Genomic DNA, 15,164 nt, shown 5'->3' with positions numbered 1-15,164 from the left:
CAACCTTATTTCACGGCCAGCAGGGAGCGGAAGCCACCGCCGCGCACCACCAGGATGAGCACGGGGGCGCCGACCAGCGCCAGGATCACCCCGTTGGGCAGCTCGAACGGCTGGATCAGCCAGCGGGCCAGTATGTCGGTGCCGAGCAGGAACAGCACGCCGAACAGGGCGGAGAAGCGCACCTGGATGGCGAGGCGCACCGGCTCCACCAAGCGGGCGCAGTAGGCGGCCAGGAAGCCGACGAAGCCGATGGGCCCGGCGATGGCGATGGCGCAGGCGGTAAAGAGAGTGGCGGCCAGGAGCACGCCGATGCGCACCCGGGTCGGCCGTATGCCGAGGGCCTGGGCCTGGGTGTCCCCCATCTGCATCAGGGTGAGGGGGCGGGACAGCGCCAGGGTCAGCAGCAGACCGGCCAGGGCGAAGGGGACCACGGTGAGTACGGCATCGAGATCCGAGGCGGCAAGGGATCCCAGATTCCAGAAGCGGAACTGCTCAAGCACCACCTTGTTTGAGAGCAGCAGGAAGTTGGAGAGGCCGCCGAAGGTGGCGGAGAGGGCGACCCCCACCAGGATGAGCTTGAGGGGGTTGGAGCGCCCCACCATGAGGCCGAGGCCGAGCACGATGAGGTTGCCGAGCAGGGCCCCCATGCCGGACCAGAGCAGATAACCGTAGGCGGATTCGACCCCGAACCAGGTGAGCCCTATCACCAGGGCGAACACGGCCCCGGCATTGACCCCGAGCAGGCCGGGCTCGGCCAGAGGGTTGCGGGTGGCACTTTGCAGCATGGAGGCCGCGAGCGCGAGGCAGACGCCCACCACCAGGGCACACAGGGTGCGGGGCAGACGCAAGGTATTGACTATCATGGCGAGCTTGTCATCGGCCATGAGGGCGGGATCGCCCAGCAGAAATCCGGCGACCTCGCGGCCACCATAGACACCGGCGCCGGTGGCCAGTGACAGACAAATCAGCAGGAAGAGGAGCAGCACGCCGAGCCAGAACAGCCGAGCTTGGTATCTGAGCACTCAATGACTCCTTAAATACGGGGCGGCAGAAACGCAAAAAGGGAGCCCCGCTACCGGGGCTCCCGCATACAGGTTGGATTACAGCTTGTAATCGACCCCTGCGTAGACGGTGCGACCTTCCAGGATGAAGTCGGCATCGGTGGCGACGTCGTCACGCTGGGTGTTGGTGAGGTTGGTGATGCCGAGCTTGAAGTCCAGGGCCGGTGTCACGCTCCAGTTGGTGTTCACGTCCAGGGTCTGGTAGTGCTTGGACTTGAACGCCTGGGCGTTGCGGGCCGGGACCTTGATGATCTGGCTGCCGACATACTGCCAGGCCAGATTGGCGCTGACCACGTCGCTCGCCTTCCAGTCCAGGCTGAGGTTGCCGGTGTGATCCGGGGTCTTGGCCAGATCGTCGCCTGTGCTGCGATCCTCGGAATCCAGCAGGGTCCAGTTACCCGCCAGGGAGACGTTGTCCAGCACGTCGACCCAGCCGGTCAGCTCCAGACCCTTGATGCGGGCCTTCTTGACGTTGAGGTAGGTCATCACGCTCGGACGGTAGCCCGGGCCCCACTGATCGCTTTGGATCAGATCCTCGATCTCGTTGTGGAAGCCGGTGACGCCGGCGCCGAAGCGATCGGCCTCGTAGGCGGTACCGAACTCATAGCTGATGGCGGTTTCCGGTTTCAGATCCGGGTTGCCGATCACCTGGCAGGCGCCGCGGCAGGCGGTGGTGGAGAAGCCTTCGCTGGACTGGGCCAGGGTGGGCGCCTTGAATGCCTTGCCGATGCCGCCCTTGAGCACCCATTCGTCACTCAGGGAGTAGAGGGCGTAGGCGCGGGGGCTGAACTCGTTGCCATAGGTCTCGTGGTGATCCAGACGGCCGGAGAGGGTCAGGGCCAGATCGCCGAAGCTGAACTCGTCTTGTAGGTAGACGGCGCTCTGGCTGGCGCTGACGCTGCCATTGGCGATGTTGCGGCTGTGCTCGAGCTCGGTATCGCGGAACTCGGCCCCTGAGGTGAGCAGGTGATCGCCGAGGTAGCCGCTGACCTGACCGTCCACCGTGTGGTTGGTCTGGGTGACATCGGCGGCGCCGCCATTGAGCTGGGAGTCATCCATCAGGTCGGTCTGTTCGAAGTAGTAGCGAACCCGGCTGTCGAAGTGCTGCCAGCGACCGTTGTGGGTCAGCCCCAGGCTCAGGCGGTCGAGCTCCTGCACGTTGTGGGGGGTGGCCGGTGCGGTCGGGGCGCGGGGCACGTTGTTGAAGTAGCTGTCCATGTCGTTCTGGTTGTAACCCAGATCGAAGTCGATGTCCTGGTTGTCGGTCACCAGCCACTTCAGGCTGGAGAGCACATTGACCACTTCGCGTTTTTCCAGGGCGTCGGCGTCCGGGTTGTTGGACTGCTCGCTCTTCCAGTTGTCACGCTGATAGCCTTCCACCACCACGCTGCCCAGCAGCTTGTTGTCGATGAGAGAGCCGGAGACGAAGGCGCTGCCCTGGTTGGCATCGCCACCCTGGCCCTTGGTGGGCATGGTGCGGGTGTAACCGACGGCGGCTTCGGTCTTATCCTTGGCCTGGCGCAGGATCACGTTGACCACGCCGCCCAGGGCATCGGCACCGTACAGGGAAGAGACGGGACCCCGGATCACCTCGATGCGCTCGATGGCGGCCATGGGGATGGAGCTCAGGTCGAAGTCGTTGCCAAAGGAGCTGCCCAGGGTTTCGCGGGCGTTGACCCGCTTGCCGTTGACCAGCAGCAGGGTGTAGTCGCCACCCATGCCGCGGATCTTGATCTCGTTGCGACCGGTGGGGTTGGTGGCGATGATGTTGACGCCGGGCACATGCTTGAGGGCATCGCCTATGTTGTTGACGTTCATCTTGTCCAGATCGGCGCGGGTCACCACGGAGACGCTGGCCGGCGCCGTCAGCTCGGTGTGCTTGGTCTGGGTGGCCGTGACCACCATGGTCTCGTTGGCCTTGGGCGCGTCAGTCTGGGCCAGGGCCGGCATGGCCAGCAGACCGAGGGAGAGCAGGCTGGTTTGCAGCGGGTTCAAGCGAAAACCTGGGGTGAACTGCATGGTCAAAACTCCATTTAACGTGTTTATTGTTGAGGAAAAACAGGTAATTAGACTCACTAACTTCCTTGCCTGACCGAAGGGGCAGACTCATTGTTGTTATGGACGTGTCTCAGCGCCCTGAGCAGCACCACCACGCCCAGACAGGCGAGCAGGGTGCAGGCGATGTTGATCCAGGCCAGGTCGGCAAAGCCCAGCAGACGGGCCTGTTCGTCCGATTGCAGATAGCGGGCAGACCCCAGGCTGGCGAGCCCGGCGGCAATATTGGTGACGGTTCCCTGGAATGACATGAAGGCGGCGCGCTGCTGGGGAGCCGGAATGGCCGCCGTGACCGCGAGCGTGGTGCTGGCGCGGGCCGAGCTCAGGGCCATGAAGAGGGTAAACAGCAGATAGACGGGCACCCCCAGCGGGGTGGCAAAGCCGAGCAGGGTGACCAGGGCCAGCAGCAGGCTGGTGATCAGGATGGCGCCCTGGGCGCGGCCCTTGTCTATCCAGCCACCGCACAGGCGCATGGTGGCCATGCTGGCCAGACCGCCGCACAGGTAGAGGCTGGCAATCTGCTCGCGGGGGAAGCCGAGGTTGAACTGGAAGTAGTTGGCAAAGTGCGGGATCAGCAGGAAGTGACCGGCCATCTGCAACGCCAGAATGGCGAGGGCCCCCTGACACAGGGGAGAGGCCATCAGGCGCCAGATCCCGCCATGACCCGTCTCCTGCCTGACCGGCAGGGAGGGGATGAGCACCCCGGCGGCCAGGGTCAGCAAGAGTCCGGCGGCCCCGAGCAGCAGGAAGGGGCTCTGCCAGCCGAACCAGTGGGAGAGGGTGAGGGCGATGGGCACGATCAGGATGGCGGCAAGGGAGAAGGCCATGCCCACATAGGCGAGCTTGCGGCCCCGCTCGGCCGGGGGCACCAGATCCAGCACGGCCGCCATCAGGATGGCGGAGAGGGGACCGGCGACGCACCCGGAGAGGATAAACAGGATGAGCAGCTGCTGGCTGTTCTGGGCCAGGGCGCAGGCGACCAGCAGGGTGAAGCGCAGGGTCAGCAGCAACAGCAAGGCCGGGCGACGGTTGAAGCGATCGAGCCAGGGGGCGGCGAGGAGTCCCACCAGGGCCGCCCCCAGGGTGGCGCCCCCGCTGAAGTAGCCGGTCTGCTCGGGGGCCATGGCGAAGGCGAGCACCAGTTCGGCGCCAAGGGGCATCACCATCATCATGCTACCCATGGATAACATGTTGATTAACAGCGCTAAATGTATGACGGCCGCCGGTCTGGCACCCTGGAAAAAAGGGATCACAAGAGTCTTCTCGAGCAAAGGAGCCCGAATTCTATCCGAGGATTTTTTTCATGACAACAAATGATAATTGTTTTTATTTGTGTTGTGAGGCGCTTCTCTCGTCACAGCGTCGGTGCCAAACGGCCTCTTGTTTGCCCCACTCTGTCGCCTTGGCGCTGACGGCGCCACGGTTGCCATGAACAAGAAACCCCCTCGCCAGCGAGGGGGTTTTTGTTTTTGGGCCCCTCTCGTATCTGGGGGCGTCAGGCCTTGAGGCCGAGCCGTCTGGCGAGCCGGTGCAGGTTGCCGCCGGCCCGGGCGCTGGCGGCCCAGTTGCCGTCATGGGCGGCCAGGGTCTGCTCGATGAGCTGGCGCTGGAACAGATCGGTGGCGGCGCGAAGGCCGAGGCCGGCAATGGTCGGGGAGGCGGGCTGGCTGACGGTGCCCGCGGGCAGGGATGAGCCCGTAGTCCCCAGGTTGAAGTGGTGGGGTTCCAGGGTCGGCGAGGGGCTGCCCTGTTCGGCGCGTGCCAGCACGGCGGCCAGGGCGCCCACCAGCCGCAGCTCCACGTCGCTGATGCCGTCGAACTGGGTCGGGTTCATGCCGTCTATGGTCAGAGCGCCGATCAGCGACTGATCCGAGAAGAGCGGCAGGCCAGCTCTGCGTGATGGAGGGCACAGTCACCTATCACGGCTTTGCCGACGAACAGGCCGAGGAACCAGAGGTGAGCCTGGTGATCCGGGCCGGGGAGTTTGCCACCAGCCCGCCCCGGTACTGGCACAGGGTCGAGCTGTCGGAGGATGCCCGCTTCAACATCCACTTCTGGGCCGAGCCGGCCGAATCCGATCAGTCCCTGTTCAACAGCCGCAAGGCATAAGGTTCAACCATGGAGAGGGGCATTGGGCGCAAATGTCCCCCTCTGCCCATGCAGATCAAAATAATCAATTCAGATGTTCGTTATCCTGCCCCCTTATCCGAATGAGTGCTATGAGGGAGATGCATGAGCCTGATTGAAGCGATGACCATGGTGGCCGGCCTGGCCTATCTGGTGCTGCTGGCGTGGCAGGCGCGCACCGGCTGGCCGTGGCGCCTCGCCCTCGGTCTGCTGCTCATGTTCTGGTTGCTGGCGGCAGACAGCCTGCTCTGGCTCGGCTTGGGGCTGGTGGCCGCCGCGCTTTCCCTCTGGCACCAGCGGCGGCAGCTGCCCGCCCTCGAGGCACTCGACAGCCAGTGGCTGCGTGCACGCACGCGCCAGCTGCTGCTGCTCTGTTGGGGGCTGGTGACGCTGCAATACGGCCTGCACATCTGGCAGCTGGGGCAGGGGGAGACCCCCTGGCTGGTACGCCCTGACGTGGTGGACGGCTTTCTGCCCATCGCAGGCGGCCTCGGGCTGCGGGCCTGGCCCGGACAGGGTCTGGTGGATCCCCACCATCCGGCGGCCACCGTCACCGTGCTGGTGCTCTCCCTGTCGGCCCTGCTGCTGGGGCGGGGGTTCTGTGCCTGGTTCTGCCCCCTTGGGCTGGTGGGTGAGTGGCTGCACGGCCTGCGCAGCCGATGGATAGTGGGGGAGTGGACGCCGCCGCGCTGGCTCGATGTCGTGTTGCGCGGCCAGAAGTTTCTGGTGCTCGGCTTCTTGCTCTTCATCATCCTGCTGGCGGTGCCCGCCGCCGCCCTGCCCGGCTACCTCGCCAGCCCCTACCATCAGGCGGCGGACATGAAGATGGGGGCCTTCTTCTTCAACCTGACCCTGGTCTCGGGCCTCTGTCTTGGCTGGGTGCTGCTGCTCACCGCCAGCTTCCGGCAGGGGTTCTGCCGCTACCTCTGCCCCTATGGCGCCTGGCTGTCTTTACTCGGCCTGCTGACACCGCTGCGCATTCGCCGGGATCCGGCGCGCTGCCTGCGAAGTACTGGCCACGACTGCGACAAGTGCAGCCGGGCCTGTCCTTCCCGCATCCAGGTGCATCAGCTGATCGCGGTGCAGAGCCTCGAGTGCACCAGCTGCCTGAGCTGCGTGGCCGCCTGCCCCAAGCGGGCCGATGCGCTGCATCTTGGCACGACACGCCGAAGGCTAAGCCCTCCACGCTTGCTGGGGCTGCTCTGTCTGTTGCTGCTGGTGCTGCCGCTGCTCTCCTACGGCCTGCTGGAGGTCTGGGTCAGCCAGACGCCGCTGGCGGATCGCTACGAGTTGCTGCAACGGCTGCCCTGGCTGAACCACTGAGGGGCAAAAGGTGGGTGATGGGGGGGATCTTTCGGATTGGCGATAATAAGCTGTATAAAAATCCCCCGCTAAATTGTTAGCGCCATCCCACTTTGCTCATATTGGAATTGATCATATGCAAGGGCTCACCATAATGGATGCTGTTATTTGGCGTTGTTAATTTCAATTGGATGAGCAACAACATGAATATCAAGATCAGCTATCCCAAGTGGTTTACCCTGGATCACAAGATCGCTTTCTTCTTCCCGCTGTAATACCCCGCGGCGGCGCAGCATGCGTGCCATGCCACGAGCCCGCCTCCATTCCTGAACTGAAATAGCTGCACCCGTCTTCGCCTGTTTATTCCGGCGAGGTGATGTCGTGCACCCATTTCCCAATATTTCCCACCTGCCGGACATTCTATTTTCGGCGGGGGAAGAGACTCATTCTGAATATTTAAATCTGGGGTGTTTATATTATGGAAAACTTCAAGCATCTGCCCGAACCCTTCCGTATTCGTGTCATCGAGCCGGTCAAGCGCACCACCCGTGCCTATCGGGAAGAGGCCATTGTCCGGGCGGGCATGAACCCCTTCCTGCTGGACAGCGAAGACGTCTTTATCGACCTGTTGACCGACAGCGGCACCGGCGCCATCACCCAGGACATGCAGGCCGCCATGCTGCGCGGTGACGAGGCCTACAGCGGCAGCCGCAGCTACTACGCCCTGCAACAGGCGGTGCAGGAGATCTTCGGCTATTCCCTGACCATCCCCACCCACCAGGGGCGCGGCGCCGAGCAGATCTACATCCCTGTGCTCATCAAGAAGCGGGAGCAGGAGAAGGGGCTGGATCGCAAGAAGATGGTGGCGCTCTCCAACTACTTCTTCGACACCACCCAGGGCCACACCCAGATCAACTGCTGCGTGGCGAAGAACGTCTACACCAGGGAGGCGTTCGATACCTCGGTCACCGCCGACTTCAAGGGCAACTTCGATCTGGTGAAGCTGGAGGAGGCCATCCTGGAGGCGGGCCCCGCCAACGTGCCCTACATCGTCAGCACCATCACCTGCAACTCCGCCGGGGGGCAGCCGGTCTCCATTGCCAACCTGAAGGCGGTGTACGAGATCGCCAAAAAGTACGACATCCCCGTCATCATGGACTCCGCCCGCTTCGCCGAGAACGCCTACTTCATTCAGCAACGGGAGCCCGGCTACGCGAACTGGTCCATAGAAGAGATCACCAAGGAGTCCTACAAGTACGCGGACGGCCTCGCCATGTCGGCGAAGAAGGATGCCATGGTGCAGATGGGGGGCCTGCTCTGCTTCAAGGACGACAGCATGCTGGACGTCTACACCGAGTGCCGCACCCTGTGCGTGGTGCAGGAGGGCTTCCCGACCTACGGCGGTCTGGAAGGGGGCGCCATGGAGCGGCTCGCGGTGGGACTGCACGACGGCATGCGCCAGGACTGGCTGGCCTATCGCATCGGCCAGGTGCAGTACCTGGTGGACGGGCTGGAAGCCATCGGCGTGGTGTGCCAGCAGGCGGGGGGCCACGCGGCCTTCGTGGACGCGGGCAAGCTGCTGCCCCACATCCCGGCGGATCAGTTCCCGGCCCACGCCCTGGCCTGCGAGCTCTACAAGGTGGCGGGCATCCGCGCGGTGGAGATTGGCTCATTGCTGCTGGGGCGCGACCCCGCCACCGGCAAGCAGCACCCCTGCCCGGCGGAGCTGCTGCGCCTGACCATACCGCGCGCCACCTATACCCAGACCCACATGGACTTTGTCATCGAGGCCTTCGGCGAGGTGAAGAAGAACGCCCACCGGGTGAAGGGTCTGGACTTCATCTACGAGCCGGCGGTGCTGCGCCACTTCACCGCCAGACTGAAAGAGGTCGAGCATAACGACCCGTCAGCCGGCAAGACGCAGAAAAAATTGATAGAAGCATAACGAGTCAGGGGCACAGATTTTTCTGTGCCCTTTTTTTCACTGCTTTGTGAAAGATCTGGAGTAACACACATGACATCAACACCGTCCGTCATCGGAGGGGCCTGTATCATTGCCAGCGTCTGTGTCGGCGCCGGCATGCTGGGGCTGCCAAGCGCGGGAGCCGGGGCCTGGACCAGCTGGTCAACCCTCGCCATCATTCTCACCATGGTCGTCATGACGATTTCAGGCTGGATGCTGCTGGAAGCCCTGAAACCCTACGCATTGACCGCCTCCTTCAACTCGGTGACCAGGGATCTGCTCGGTCACAGGATCAATCTTTTCAACAACCTCACCGTCTATTTCGTGGGCGGCATTTTGCTCTATGCCTACATCACCTCGTCGGGTCTCATCCTGGGCGGTCTGCTGGGCATCGACAGCCAGCTGGCGTCCGTCCTGTTCGTGCTGGTGTTCTCCTGGTTCGTCTGGCATTCGACCCGGGCGGTGGACCGGATTTCGGTCGTCCTGATCGTCTTTATGGTGCTGAGCTTCGTGTTCGGGGTCTCAGGGCTTGCCAGCAAGGTCGATACCGCCAAGCTGTTCCACTCCTTTGCCGAGGAGCTGGGCCGCGCGCCCTACGCCCTGGCCATGCTGCCGGTGGCGCTCACCTCCTTCGGCTATCACCACTCGGTGGCGTCGATGCGCGCCTATTACGGCGAGGAGCAGAAAGCCAGGCAGGCGATCCTGGGGGGCACCCTGATCGCCCTGGCGCTCTATCTGCTGTGGCTGCTCAGCATCTTCGGCAACCTGCCTCGCCCCGCCTTCGGTCCCGTCATCGCCAAGGGGGGCGACGTGGATGTGCTGCTCGGGGCGCTGGCCTCGGTGATCGAATCGAAGCGGGTATCCAACGCCATCAACCTCTTCTCCATGGCGGCCATCCTCTCCTCCTTCATCGGGGTGGGGCTCGGGGTGTTCGACTATCTGGCGGATCTGTTCAAGTTCGACAACAGCCGCCTGGGCCGCGCCAAATCCTGGGGGGTGACCTTCCTGCCGCCGTTGGCGCTGTCGCTCATGTTCCCGTTCGGCTTCGTGGTGGCCATCGGCTATGCCGGGGCCGCGGCAACCGTCTGGGCCTGCATCATCCCGGCCCTGCTGGCGAAAAAGTCCCGGGAGCTGGCCCCCCGGGAGGCGGGGTTCAAGGCACCCGGCGGCCAACCCATGGTGGTGGCCGTCATCGTCTTCGGGGTGCTCACCGCCATCTTCCACCTGATGGCCATGTCCGGTCTGCTGCCCGTCTACACCGGATGATCCTGGCACTCTGAACCTGGCCCCGTCCGGCACATGTTCCACGGATGGGGCGCAGGATCCGGCTCGTTTCCCCCCATTTTCCCTCCGGATTTGATACCTGAAGGGGAGCAGGGTAAAGTCCCCCGGCGCCAGCAGTGGCGAACGCAGGAGAAGCACGGCGGTGTGCCGTGACCAGTCGACAATCCGTTTGGGGGAGTAATGGAACAGAAACCATCATTGGTGGGCGGGGCATGCATCATTGCCGGCGTCTGTGTGGGGGCCGGCATGCTGGGGCTGCCGAGTGCGGGGGCGGGGGCCTGGACCCTCTGGTCTGTGCTCGCCGTGGTGCTGACCATGGTGGTGATGACGGTGTCGGGCTGGATGCTGCTCGAATCCTACAAGGGCTACCCGCTGCGGGTCTCTTTCGATACAGTGACTCGGGATCTGCTGGGGGAGAAGGTCAATGCCCTCAACAACCTGAGCGTCTATTTCGTCGGCGGCATCCTGCTCTACGCCTACATCACTTCGGCCGGCCTCATCATAGACGGCATGACGGGAATGGGCAGCCAGCTGGGCTCCATCCTCTTTACCCTGATCTTCTCCCTGCTGGTGTGGCACTCCACCCGGGCGGTGGACCGCATCTCGGTGCTGCTGGTGATCCTGATGGGGCTGAGCTTCGTGTTCGGCATCTCGGGCCTGTCGCTGAACATTCGTCTCGATCTCTTGCTCGATCGGGTCGGCAGTGAAGTCAGCTACGCTCCCTATGCCCTGGTGATGCTGCCGGTGGCGCTCACCTCGTTCGGCTATCACCACTCGGTCTCGTCCATGCGGGCCTACTACGGCGAGGAGCGCCGCGCCAGCCGCGCCATCCTGGGGGGCACAGTCATCGCGCTCACCTTCTACCTCATCTGGCTGGTGAGCGTGTTCGGCAACCTGCCCCGCAGCGAGTTCGGCCCTGTGATCGCAGAGGGTGGCAATGTGGATGCCCTGCTCAAGGCGCTCGGCTCTGTCATCGAATCCAGGGCGGTGGCCAATGCCCTCAACGCCTTCTCCATGGCGGCCATTCTCTCCTCCTTCATCGGGGTGGGTCTGGGGGTGTTCGACTACCTGGCGGACCTGTTCAAGTTCGACAACAGCCGCGCCGGCCGTGCCAAGTCCTGGGGGGTTACCTTCCTGCCGCCCCTGCTGCTCTCCTTGCTGTTCCCGTTCGGCTTTTTGGTGGCCATCGGCTATGCGGGCGCAGTCGCCACCCTGTGGACCTGCATCATTCCGCCCCTGCTGGCCTGGAAGGTGCGTGCCGGCAAGGGCCACGCCGACGCCCAGCCCCAGGGTTTTCGTGCCCCGGGCGGCGTGGTCATGATTGGTGGCGTGATCCTGTTTGGCGTGCTGACCGCAGCCTTCCACCTGCTCAACATGGCGGGGCTGCTGCCCGCCTACACCGGCTGATCCTCCCGGTTTCTGGGGAAGGGATAAAACGGCGCCATCAGGCGCCGTTTTTCATGGTCGATGGCGGCGCCCGGTAAGAGCCCAAAAGCACAAGACCCCAGCCTCTTGCGAGGGTGGGGTCTTGATAATCATGGTGCTCCCGACTGGATTCGAACCAGTGGCCTGTCCCTTAGGAGGGGACCGCTCTATCCAGCTGAGCTACGGGAGCGAGTGGCGTGCATTATACAAAAACAATCGCGCTTTTAAACTCTTGATTTCTATTCCAATAGGGCAAAATCGCCCACCTGGATGTTAAATGGCGAATATTTGTTCCGTGTCGCTATGATGGCGCCGTCGTCAAACAGCTGTACCACCTCGAACAGGCCGCTGGCGGGATTGCGCTGCATGCGGGCCTTGCCGTAGGGATCGGTGAAGTCGGCGCTGTGCTGGATGCGGAACTGATCCCCGAGCTTGACCCCGTTGCGTCGCCCCAGGTTGATGTGGGGGCCGCGCTCGCCCACGGCGACGATGCGGGCGGTGACCGGGGCGCAGCCGAGCTGGGCCTGGATGTCCTGCACCGCCTCCTTGAGCTGATAGTCCACCTCCTGGCCGTAGCTGGAGTGCCAGAACAGGCTGCTGTCGCTGCCGACCCGCTCCTGCTTGGCGAAGGTCCAGTCGGCCCGTCCCTCATACTCCTTGCGCCCCATCAGGGTGCCGTTGATGCCGTCAAACAGGTAGAGCTGCATGCGAAAACTGCGGACCGGGTCTTGATACCAGCTGGTCAGCCGGCTGCCCTGGGGCTCGAGGGAGAGATCGTCCAGGCTGCCGAGCACCAGGTACTGGCTGTCGGTGCGCAGGCTCAGGGCCTTGATCTCCTCGAGGGCGCTGCGATCCCCCTGCTGCAGGTGCAGGGGGTCGATGGCGAGGTTCTCGTCGAGCCATTGATGGGCCAGCACCCCCTTGGGCAGGGCGGCCAGCTTCTCGAACAGGCGGCGTGACAGGCTGGCCGGCAGATCGTCGAGGGCGCCATAGCTGGCCTGCTCGGGGTGGCGCAGCCGCAACCGTACCAGCGTCAAATCCTTGGCGTAGTGCTGGCTCTGGCAGAGCTGGCGCTCGGCCTGGATATCGGCCTGCACCGTGATGTACATGCGGCCGTTGCGCACCTCTTCCCGCTTGAGGCGGTATTGGCGGATGTCGCCGCCCGAGCGGATCTGGATCTGCTCGGATCTCAGGCTGCCGTTTTCCAGGCGCTGCACGCTGGAGACGGCGGCGCCGCTGGCCAGCAGGGCCTGGCGCAGGGCATCCCGGGTGGCCTGCTCGCGGGCATAGGCCTCGTCACCCCCCAGGATGGCGGCGCTGCCCTGGGCTTCGATCAGTTCCGCCCGGGCGCCGCCGGTGGCCAGCAGCAGGGCGATGAGCAGCGGTATCTTGATGCGTGTCATAACATGAACCTTGCAGGGGCAGGGAGATCCCGTGCCGACTCGGGTGTGGATATTGCCGAGAAGAAAGCAAGAGTCGTGCCTTATTCCCCACTCAAGCTTTGCCGGCCTCGTCCGATAACTGGTGAGACGCAGAGACAGGAACCTTATCCATGAACAAATTGATCACGGCATTGGCCCTTACCCTGGCCTTGTCTGCCTGTGGTTCCGACCCCATCAACCGCAAGGTGGGGGATCCCCGCCAGGCCGCGCCCGGCATGGAGTTGAACTGGCTGGTGGCCCGGCTGACGGATCAGCTGATGGAGCGAAAGTCCCTCTCCACCCTGACCGAACCCATTGCCGTCGCCTCCTTCGTCGATCTCGACACCCTGAAAGACACCAACTGGATGGGCCAGCAGATCGAGGAGAGCTTCATCTACGAGCTGAACCGGCGCGGCGAGGTGGTGGTGGACTTCAAGACCACGGGCAGCATCCAAGTGACCCCCCAGGGGGATTTCGTGATGAGCCGCAACTACAAGGATCTCTCCGCCAGGCTGCCCATCTCCCGCATCCTGACCGGCACCTTCAGCCGCAACAAGCAGGGGATCCTGGTCAATGCCCGTATCATAGACCTGCGTACCAGGATGGTGGAGACCACGGCCCAGAGCCTGATCCCCCAGCAGTACCTGACGGGGGCCAATAATTCGTTCGGACGAGCCTCGGTCAACCGTGGCTTGTTGCAGCGCGGCTCCGGGGCCAGCCCCCAGGGCCATCTGGTCAATCTGGTCCCCTGAGCGCCCAGGCGCCCGTGACCCACAGAGAGGAAGCAGACAAGATGAAGACCCTGTTTGGATGCCTGTTCGCCCTGCTGCTCACCGGCTGCAGCGGCAACCGCGTGGTGGAGTATGGCAACAGTGCCAGCGAGCCGGACGACTTTCCCGTGCTGAGGGCGGTGGGCTATGGGGTGATCGACATCCAGCCCGGCCCCTCCCAGGCGGAGAAGATGCTGCAGGCCATCCGCGCCTCCAAGATGGATGCCTATCGGGAGCTGGCGGAGCAGCTCAACGGCCAGCAGGTGAGCGGTCGCAGCAGCTACAAGGATCTGACCCAGACCGCCAACACCCTGGACGTGTCTGTGGCCGGCATGGTGCGTGGCGCCCGTGTGGTGGCGAGTTACCCTCGCGGCAACACCTATGCCACCGAGCTCGAGCTCGACACCCGCAACCTCTATCACCTCAACCAGCTGATGGCGGGGCAGTTCTAGCTCCCGGGATCTCCGGATACAGCAAAACAGCGGCGGCCCCAGGGCCGCCGCTGTTGTTTGCGTCGATGGCTCGCGCCAGCGGCGGCAGGGGATTGCCGCCCGCCACCTAGCCCAGGATGACGGGGGGCACGGCGGTGGGTTTGACATCCTCGCTCGGGTAGCAGCCCAGCACCTTGATATAGCGGGTGATCTGGGTCAGCTCCACCAGGGCGGCCTGCATCTCGGCGCTCTGCAGGTTGGCGGAGACATCCAGGTAGAACATCTCCTCCCAGGGATTGCCCTGCACCGGACGGGATTCCAGCTTGGTCATGTTGATGCTGTTGTTGCGCAGCACCAGCAGCGCCTCCACCAGGGAGCCCGGTTTTTGCGAGGTGGACATGATGAGAGTGGTCTTGGCCGGGATCTGGGGGGCCACGTCGATGGGCTTGCGCGCCACCACGATGAAGCGGCTGTAGTTCTCCTTCTGGTTGGCGAGCTGCTCGGCCAGCACCGTCAGGCCGTACAGCTCGCCGCCGTCCGCGCTGCCGATGGCGGCCGCCTCCGGGCTCCCCAGCTCCTTGACCTTCATCATGGCGCTGGAAGAGGAGTCGCAGATCTCGTGGCGCGCCCCCTCCAGCTTGCTCAGGTAATGGGAGCACTGCTGGAACACCTGGGGATGGGCGTAGAAGGTCTTGATGCGAGACAAGTCGGTCGGCACCGCGGTGAGCACGCAGTGCTCGATGGGATAAGTCAGCTCACCGACGATGGAGAGGCTGGTGTGCTGCATCACGTCGTACACCTCGTTGATGGAGCCCGAGCTGGTGTTCTCGATGGGCAGCACCCCGAAGGCGGCGCGTCCCGACTCGACAGAGTCGAGCACCTCGCGAAAATTCTGGCAGTTCACCTCGACCACCTGATCCTTGTAGCGGGCCAGATACTTGCGGGCAGCCAGGCTCGAGTAGGAGCCGCGCGGTCCCAGGTAGGCGACGCTGGTCATGGGCTCCTGCTGCTCCGGGTTGAGCAGCCCTTGCAGGTAGGCCTGCTGGGAGAGCACGGAGTCTTCGATGATGGTGTGATAGAGGCGGGTGACATATTGGGCATCCAGACCCAGGGCGCGCCCTTTCTGGATCAGGGCGACCAGCAGATCCTGCTCGCGCTGGTGGTCGCGGATGGGGCGGGGATTGGCCTGCTTGGCACGGGCGACCGCTATGCTCAGGGTCTTGCGCTTGGCCAGCAGGGCCAGCAGCTCCTGATCCAACTGGGTGATGTCCTGCCTGATGTCGTCTAGGGTTGCCATGTTACTTACCTGTCCAGATATGTCATTG

General features: G+C 63.8%; 12 protein-coding genes, 1 tRNA gene and 2 pseudogenes. 8 read left to right on the top strand and 7 right to left on the bottom strand.

The genetic code is table 11. The annotated features are described in order from the left end of the window. Positions 1-5: 5 nt before the first annotated feature. From ACEUCR_RS05750 to ACEUCR_RS05735, 4 genes and pseudogenes are all read right to left on the bottom strand, one after another. Entirely contained in the window at positions 6-1,022 is a 1,017-nt protein-coding gene (locus ACEUCR_RS05750) for an amonabactin ABC transporter permease subunit 2 (RefSeq protein ID WP_408788704.1), read from the bottom strand. A gap of 78 nt (positions 1,023-1,100) precedes the next feature. Next, complete coding sequence (locus ACEUCR_RS05745; RefSeq protein WP_392443325.1) at positions 1,101-3,080, bottom strand: siderophore amonabactin TonB-dependent receptor; 1,980 nt, start codon at positions 3,078-3,080, stop codon at positions 1,101-1,103. Positions 3,081-3,136: 56 nt separating this feature from the next. Next, positions 3,137-4,306, bottom strand: coding sequence for an MFS transporter (locus ACEUCR_RS05740; RefSeq protein ID WP_408788701.1), 1,170 nt, complete (start codon positions 4,304-4,306; stop codon positions 3,137-3,139). A 305-nt stretch (positions 4,307-4,611) separates the two neighbouring features. Further along, positions 4,612-4,890: pseudogene (locus ACEUCR_RS05735) on the bottom strand (nitric oxide reductase transcriptional regulator NorR); the annotation flags it as partial. 110 nt (positions 4,891-5,000) lie between these two features. On the opposite strand from ACEUCR_RS05735, the pseudogene ACEUCR_RS05730 reads away from it, so the two are divergent. The 6 genes and pseudogenes from ACEUCR_RS05730 to ACEUCR_RS05705 form a co-directional block, all read left to right on the top strand. Continuing rightward, positions 5,001-5,225, top strand: a pseudogene (locus tag ACEUCR_RS05730) (DUF1971 domain-containing protein); the annotation flags it as partial. 123 nt (positions 5,226-5,348) lie between these two features. Beyond that, the gene (locus ACEUCR_RS05725) at positions 5,349-6,566 is read left to right on the top strand and encodes a 4Fe-4S binding protein (protein ID WP_408788699.1); all 1,218 of its coding nucleotides are present in this window, start codon (positions 5,349-5,351) and stop codon (positions 6,564-6,566) included. A gap of 137 nt (positions 6,567-6,703) precedes the next feature. Continuing rightward, a complete protein-coding gene (tnaC, locus tag ACEUCR_RS05720) occupies positions 6,704-6,820 on the top strand; it encodes a tryptophanase leader peptide (RefSeq protein WP_084205337.1) in 117 nt (38 codons plus the stop codon). A 203-nt stretch (positions 6,821-7,023) separates the two neighbouring features. Continuing rightward, positions 7,024-8,490, top strand: a complete 1,467-nt coding sequence (gene tnaA / locus ACEUCR_RS05715; protein ID WP_408788696.1) for a tryptophanase — start codon at positions 7,024-7,026, stop codon at positions 8,488-8,490. 69 nt (positions 8,491-8,559) lie between these two features. Continuing rightward, a complete protein-coding gene (locus tag ACEUCR_RS05710; protein ID WP_408788693.1) occupies positions 8,560-9,774 on the top strand; it encodes an aromatic amino acid transporter in 1,215 nt (404 codons plus the stop codon). Between the two features lie 198 nt (positions 9,775-9,972). Continuing rightward, the gene (locus ACEUCR_RS05705; protein WP_111873298.1) at positions 9,973-11,199 is read left to right on the top strand and encodes an aromatic amino acid transporter; all 1,227 of its coding nucleotides are present in this window, start codon (positions 9,973-9,975) and stop codon (positions 11,197-11,199) included. A 131-nt stretch (positions 11,200-11,330) separates the two neighbouring features. On the opposite strand, the gene ACEUCR_RS05700 is transcribed toward ACEUCR_RS05705, so the two are convergent. After that, positions 11,331-11,407 (bottom strand) — tRNA-Arg (locus ACEUCR_RS05700). Between the two features lie 49 nt (positions 11,408-11,456). Beyond that, entirely contained in the window at positions 11,457-12,611 is a 1,155-nt protein-coding gene (locus ACEUCR_RS05695; protein ID WP_408789064.1) for a flagellar assembly protein FlgT, read from the bottom strand. A 158-nt stretch (positions 12,612-12,769) separates the two neighbouring features. Between ACEUCR_RS05695 and ACEUCR_RS05690 the strand changes: the two genes are divergently transcribed. Further along, positions 12,770-13,390, top strand: coding sequence for a FlgO family outer membrane protein (locus ACEUCR_RS05690; protein ID WP_041999636.1), 621 nt, complete (start codon positions 12,770-12,772; stop codon positions 13,388-13,390). A gap of 41 nt (positions 13,391-13,431) precedes the next feature. Then, the gene (locus ACEUCR_RS05685) at positions 13,432-13,860 is read left to right on the top strand and encodes an LPP20 family lipoprotein (RefSeq protein ID WP_041999638.1); all 429 of its coding nucleotides are present in this window, start codon (positions 13,432-13,434) and stop codon (positions 13,858-13,860) included. A gap of 106 nt (positions 13,861-13,966) precedes the next feature. Here the strand turns inward: ACEUCR_RS05685 and ACEUCR_RS05680 are convergent, their stop codons facing one another. Then, positions 13,967-15,136, bottom strand: coding sequence for a chorismate mutase (locus ACEUCR_RS05680; RefSeq protein WP_041999641.1), 1,170 nt, complete (start codon positions 15,134-15,136; stop codon positions 13,967-13,969). Positions 15,137-15,164 lie beyond the last annotated feature (28 nt).

Origin of the sequence: Aeromonas bivalvium (assembly GCF_046078285.1) — a bacterium.
Classification (GTDB): Bacteria; Pseudomonadota; Gammaproteobacteria; order Enterobacterales; family Aeromonadaceae; genus Aeromonas; species Aeromonas bivalvium.
This window is presented reverse-complemented; position numbering and strand designations above follow the sequence as displayed.

Excerpts from the sequence above, each read along its gene's own strand:
- ACEUCR_RS05745 (WP_392443325.1), bottom strand. The coding sequence starts at position 3,080 with ATGCAGTTCACCCCAGGTTTTCGCTTGAACCCGCTGCAAACCAGCCTG.
- ACEUCR_RS05740 (WP_408788701.1), bottom strand. The coding sequence starts at position 4,306 with ATGTTATCCATGGGTAGCATGATGATGGTGATGCCCCTTGGCGCCGAA.
- ACEUCR_RS05725 (WP_408788699.1), top strand. The coding sequence starts at position 5,349 with ATGAGCCTGATTGAAGCGATGACCATGGTGGCCGGCCTGGCCTATCTG.
- tnaC (WP_084205337.1), top strand. The coding sequence starts at position 6,704 with ATGCTGTTATTTGGCGTTGTTAATTTCAATTGGATGAGCAACAACATG.
- tnaA (WP_408788696.1), top strand. The coding sequence starts at position 7,024 with ATGGAAAACTTCAAGCATCTGCCCGAACCCTTCCGTATTCGTGTCATC.
- ACEUCR_RS05710 (WP_408788693.1), top strand. The coding sequence starts at position 8,560 with ATGACATCAACACCGTCCGTCATCGGAGGGGCCTGTATCATTGCCAGC.
- ACEUCR_RS05705 (WP_111873298.1), top strand. The coding sequence starts at position 9,973 with ATGGAACAGAAACCATCATTGGTGGGCGGGGCATGCATCATTGCCGGC.
- ACEUCR_RS05690 (WP_041999636.1), top strand. The coding sequence starts at position 12,770 with ATGAACAAATTGATCACGGCATTGGCCCTTACCCTGGCCTTGTCTGCC.
- ACEUCR_RS05685 (WP_041999638.1), top strand. The coding sequence starts at position 13,432 with ATGAAGACCCTGTTTGGATGCCTGTTCGCCCTGCTGCTCACCGGCTGC.
- ACEUCR_RS05680 (WP_041999641.1), bottom strand. The coding sequence starts at position 15,136 with ATGGCAACCCTAGACGACATCAGGCAGGACATCACCCAGTTGGATCAG.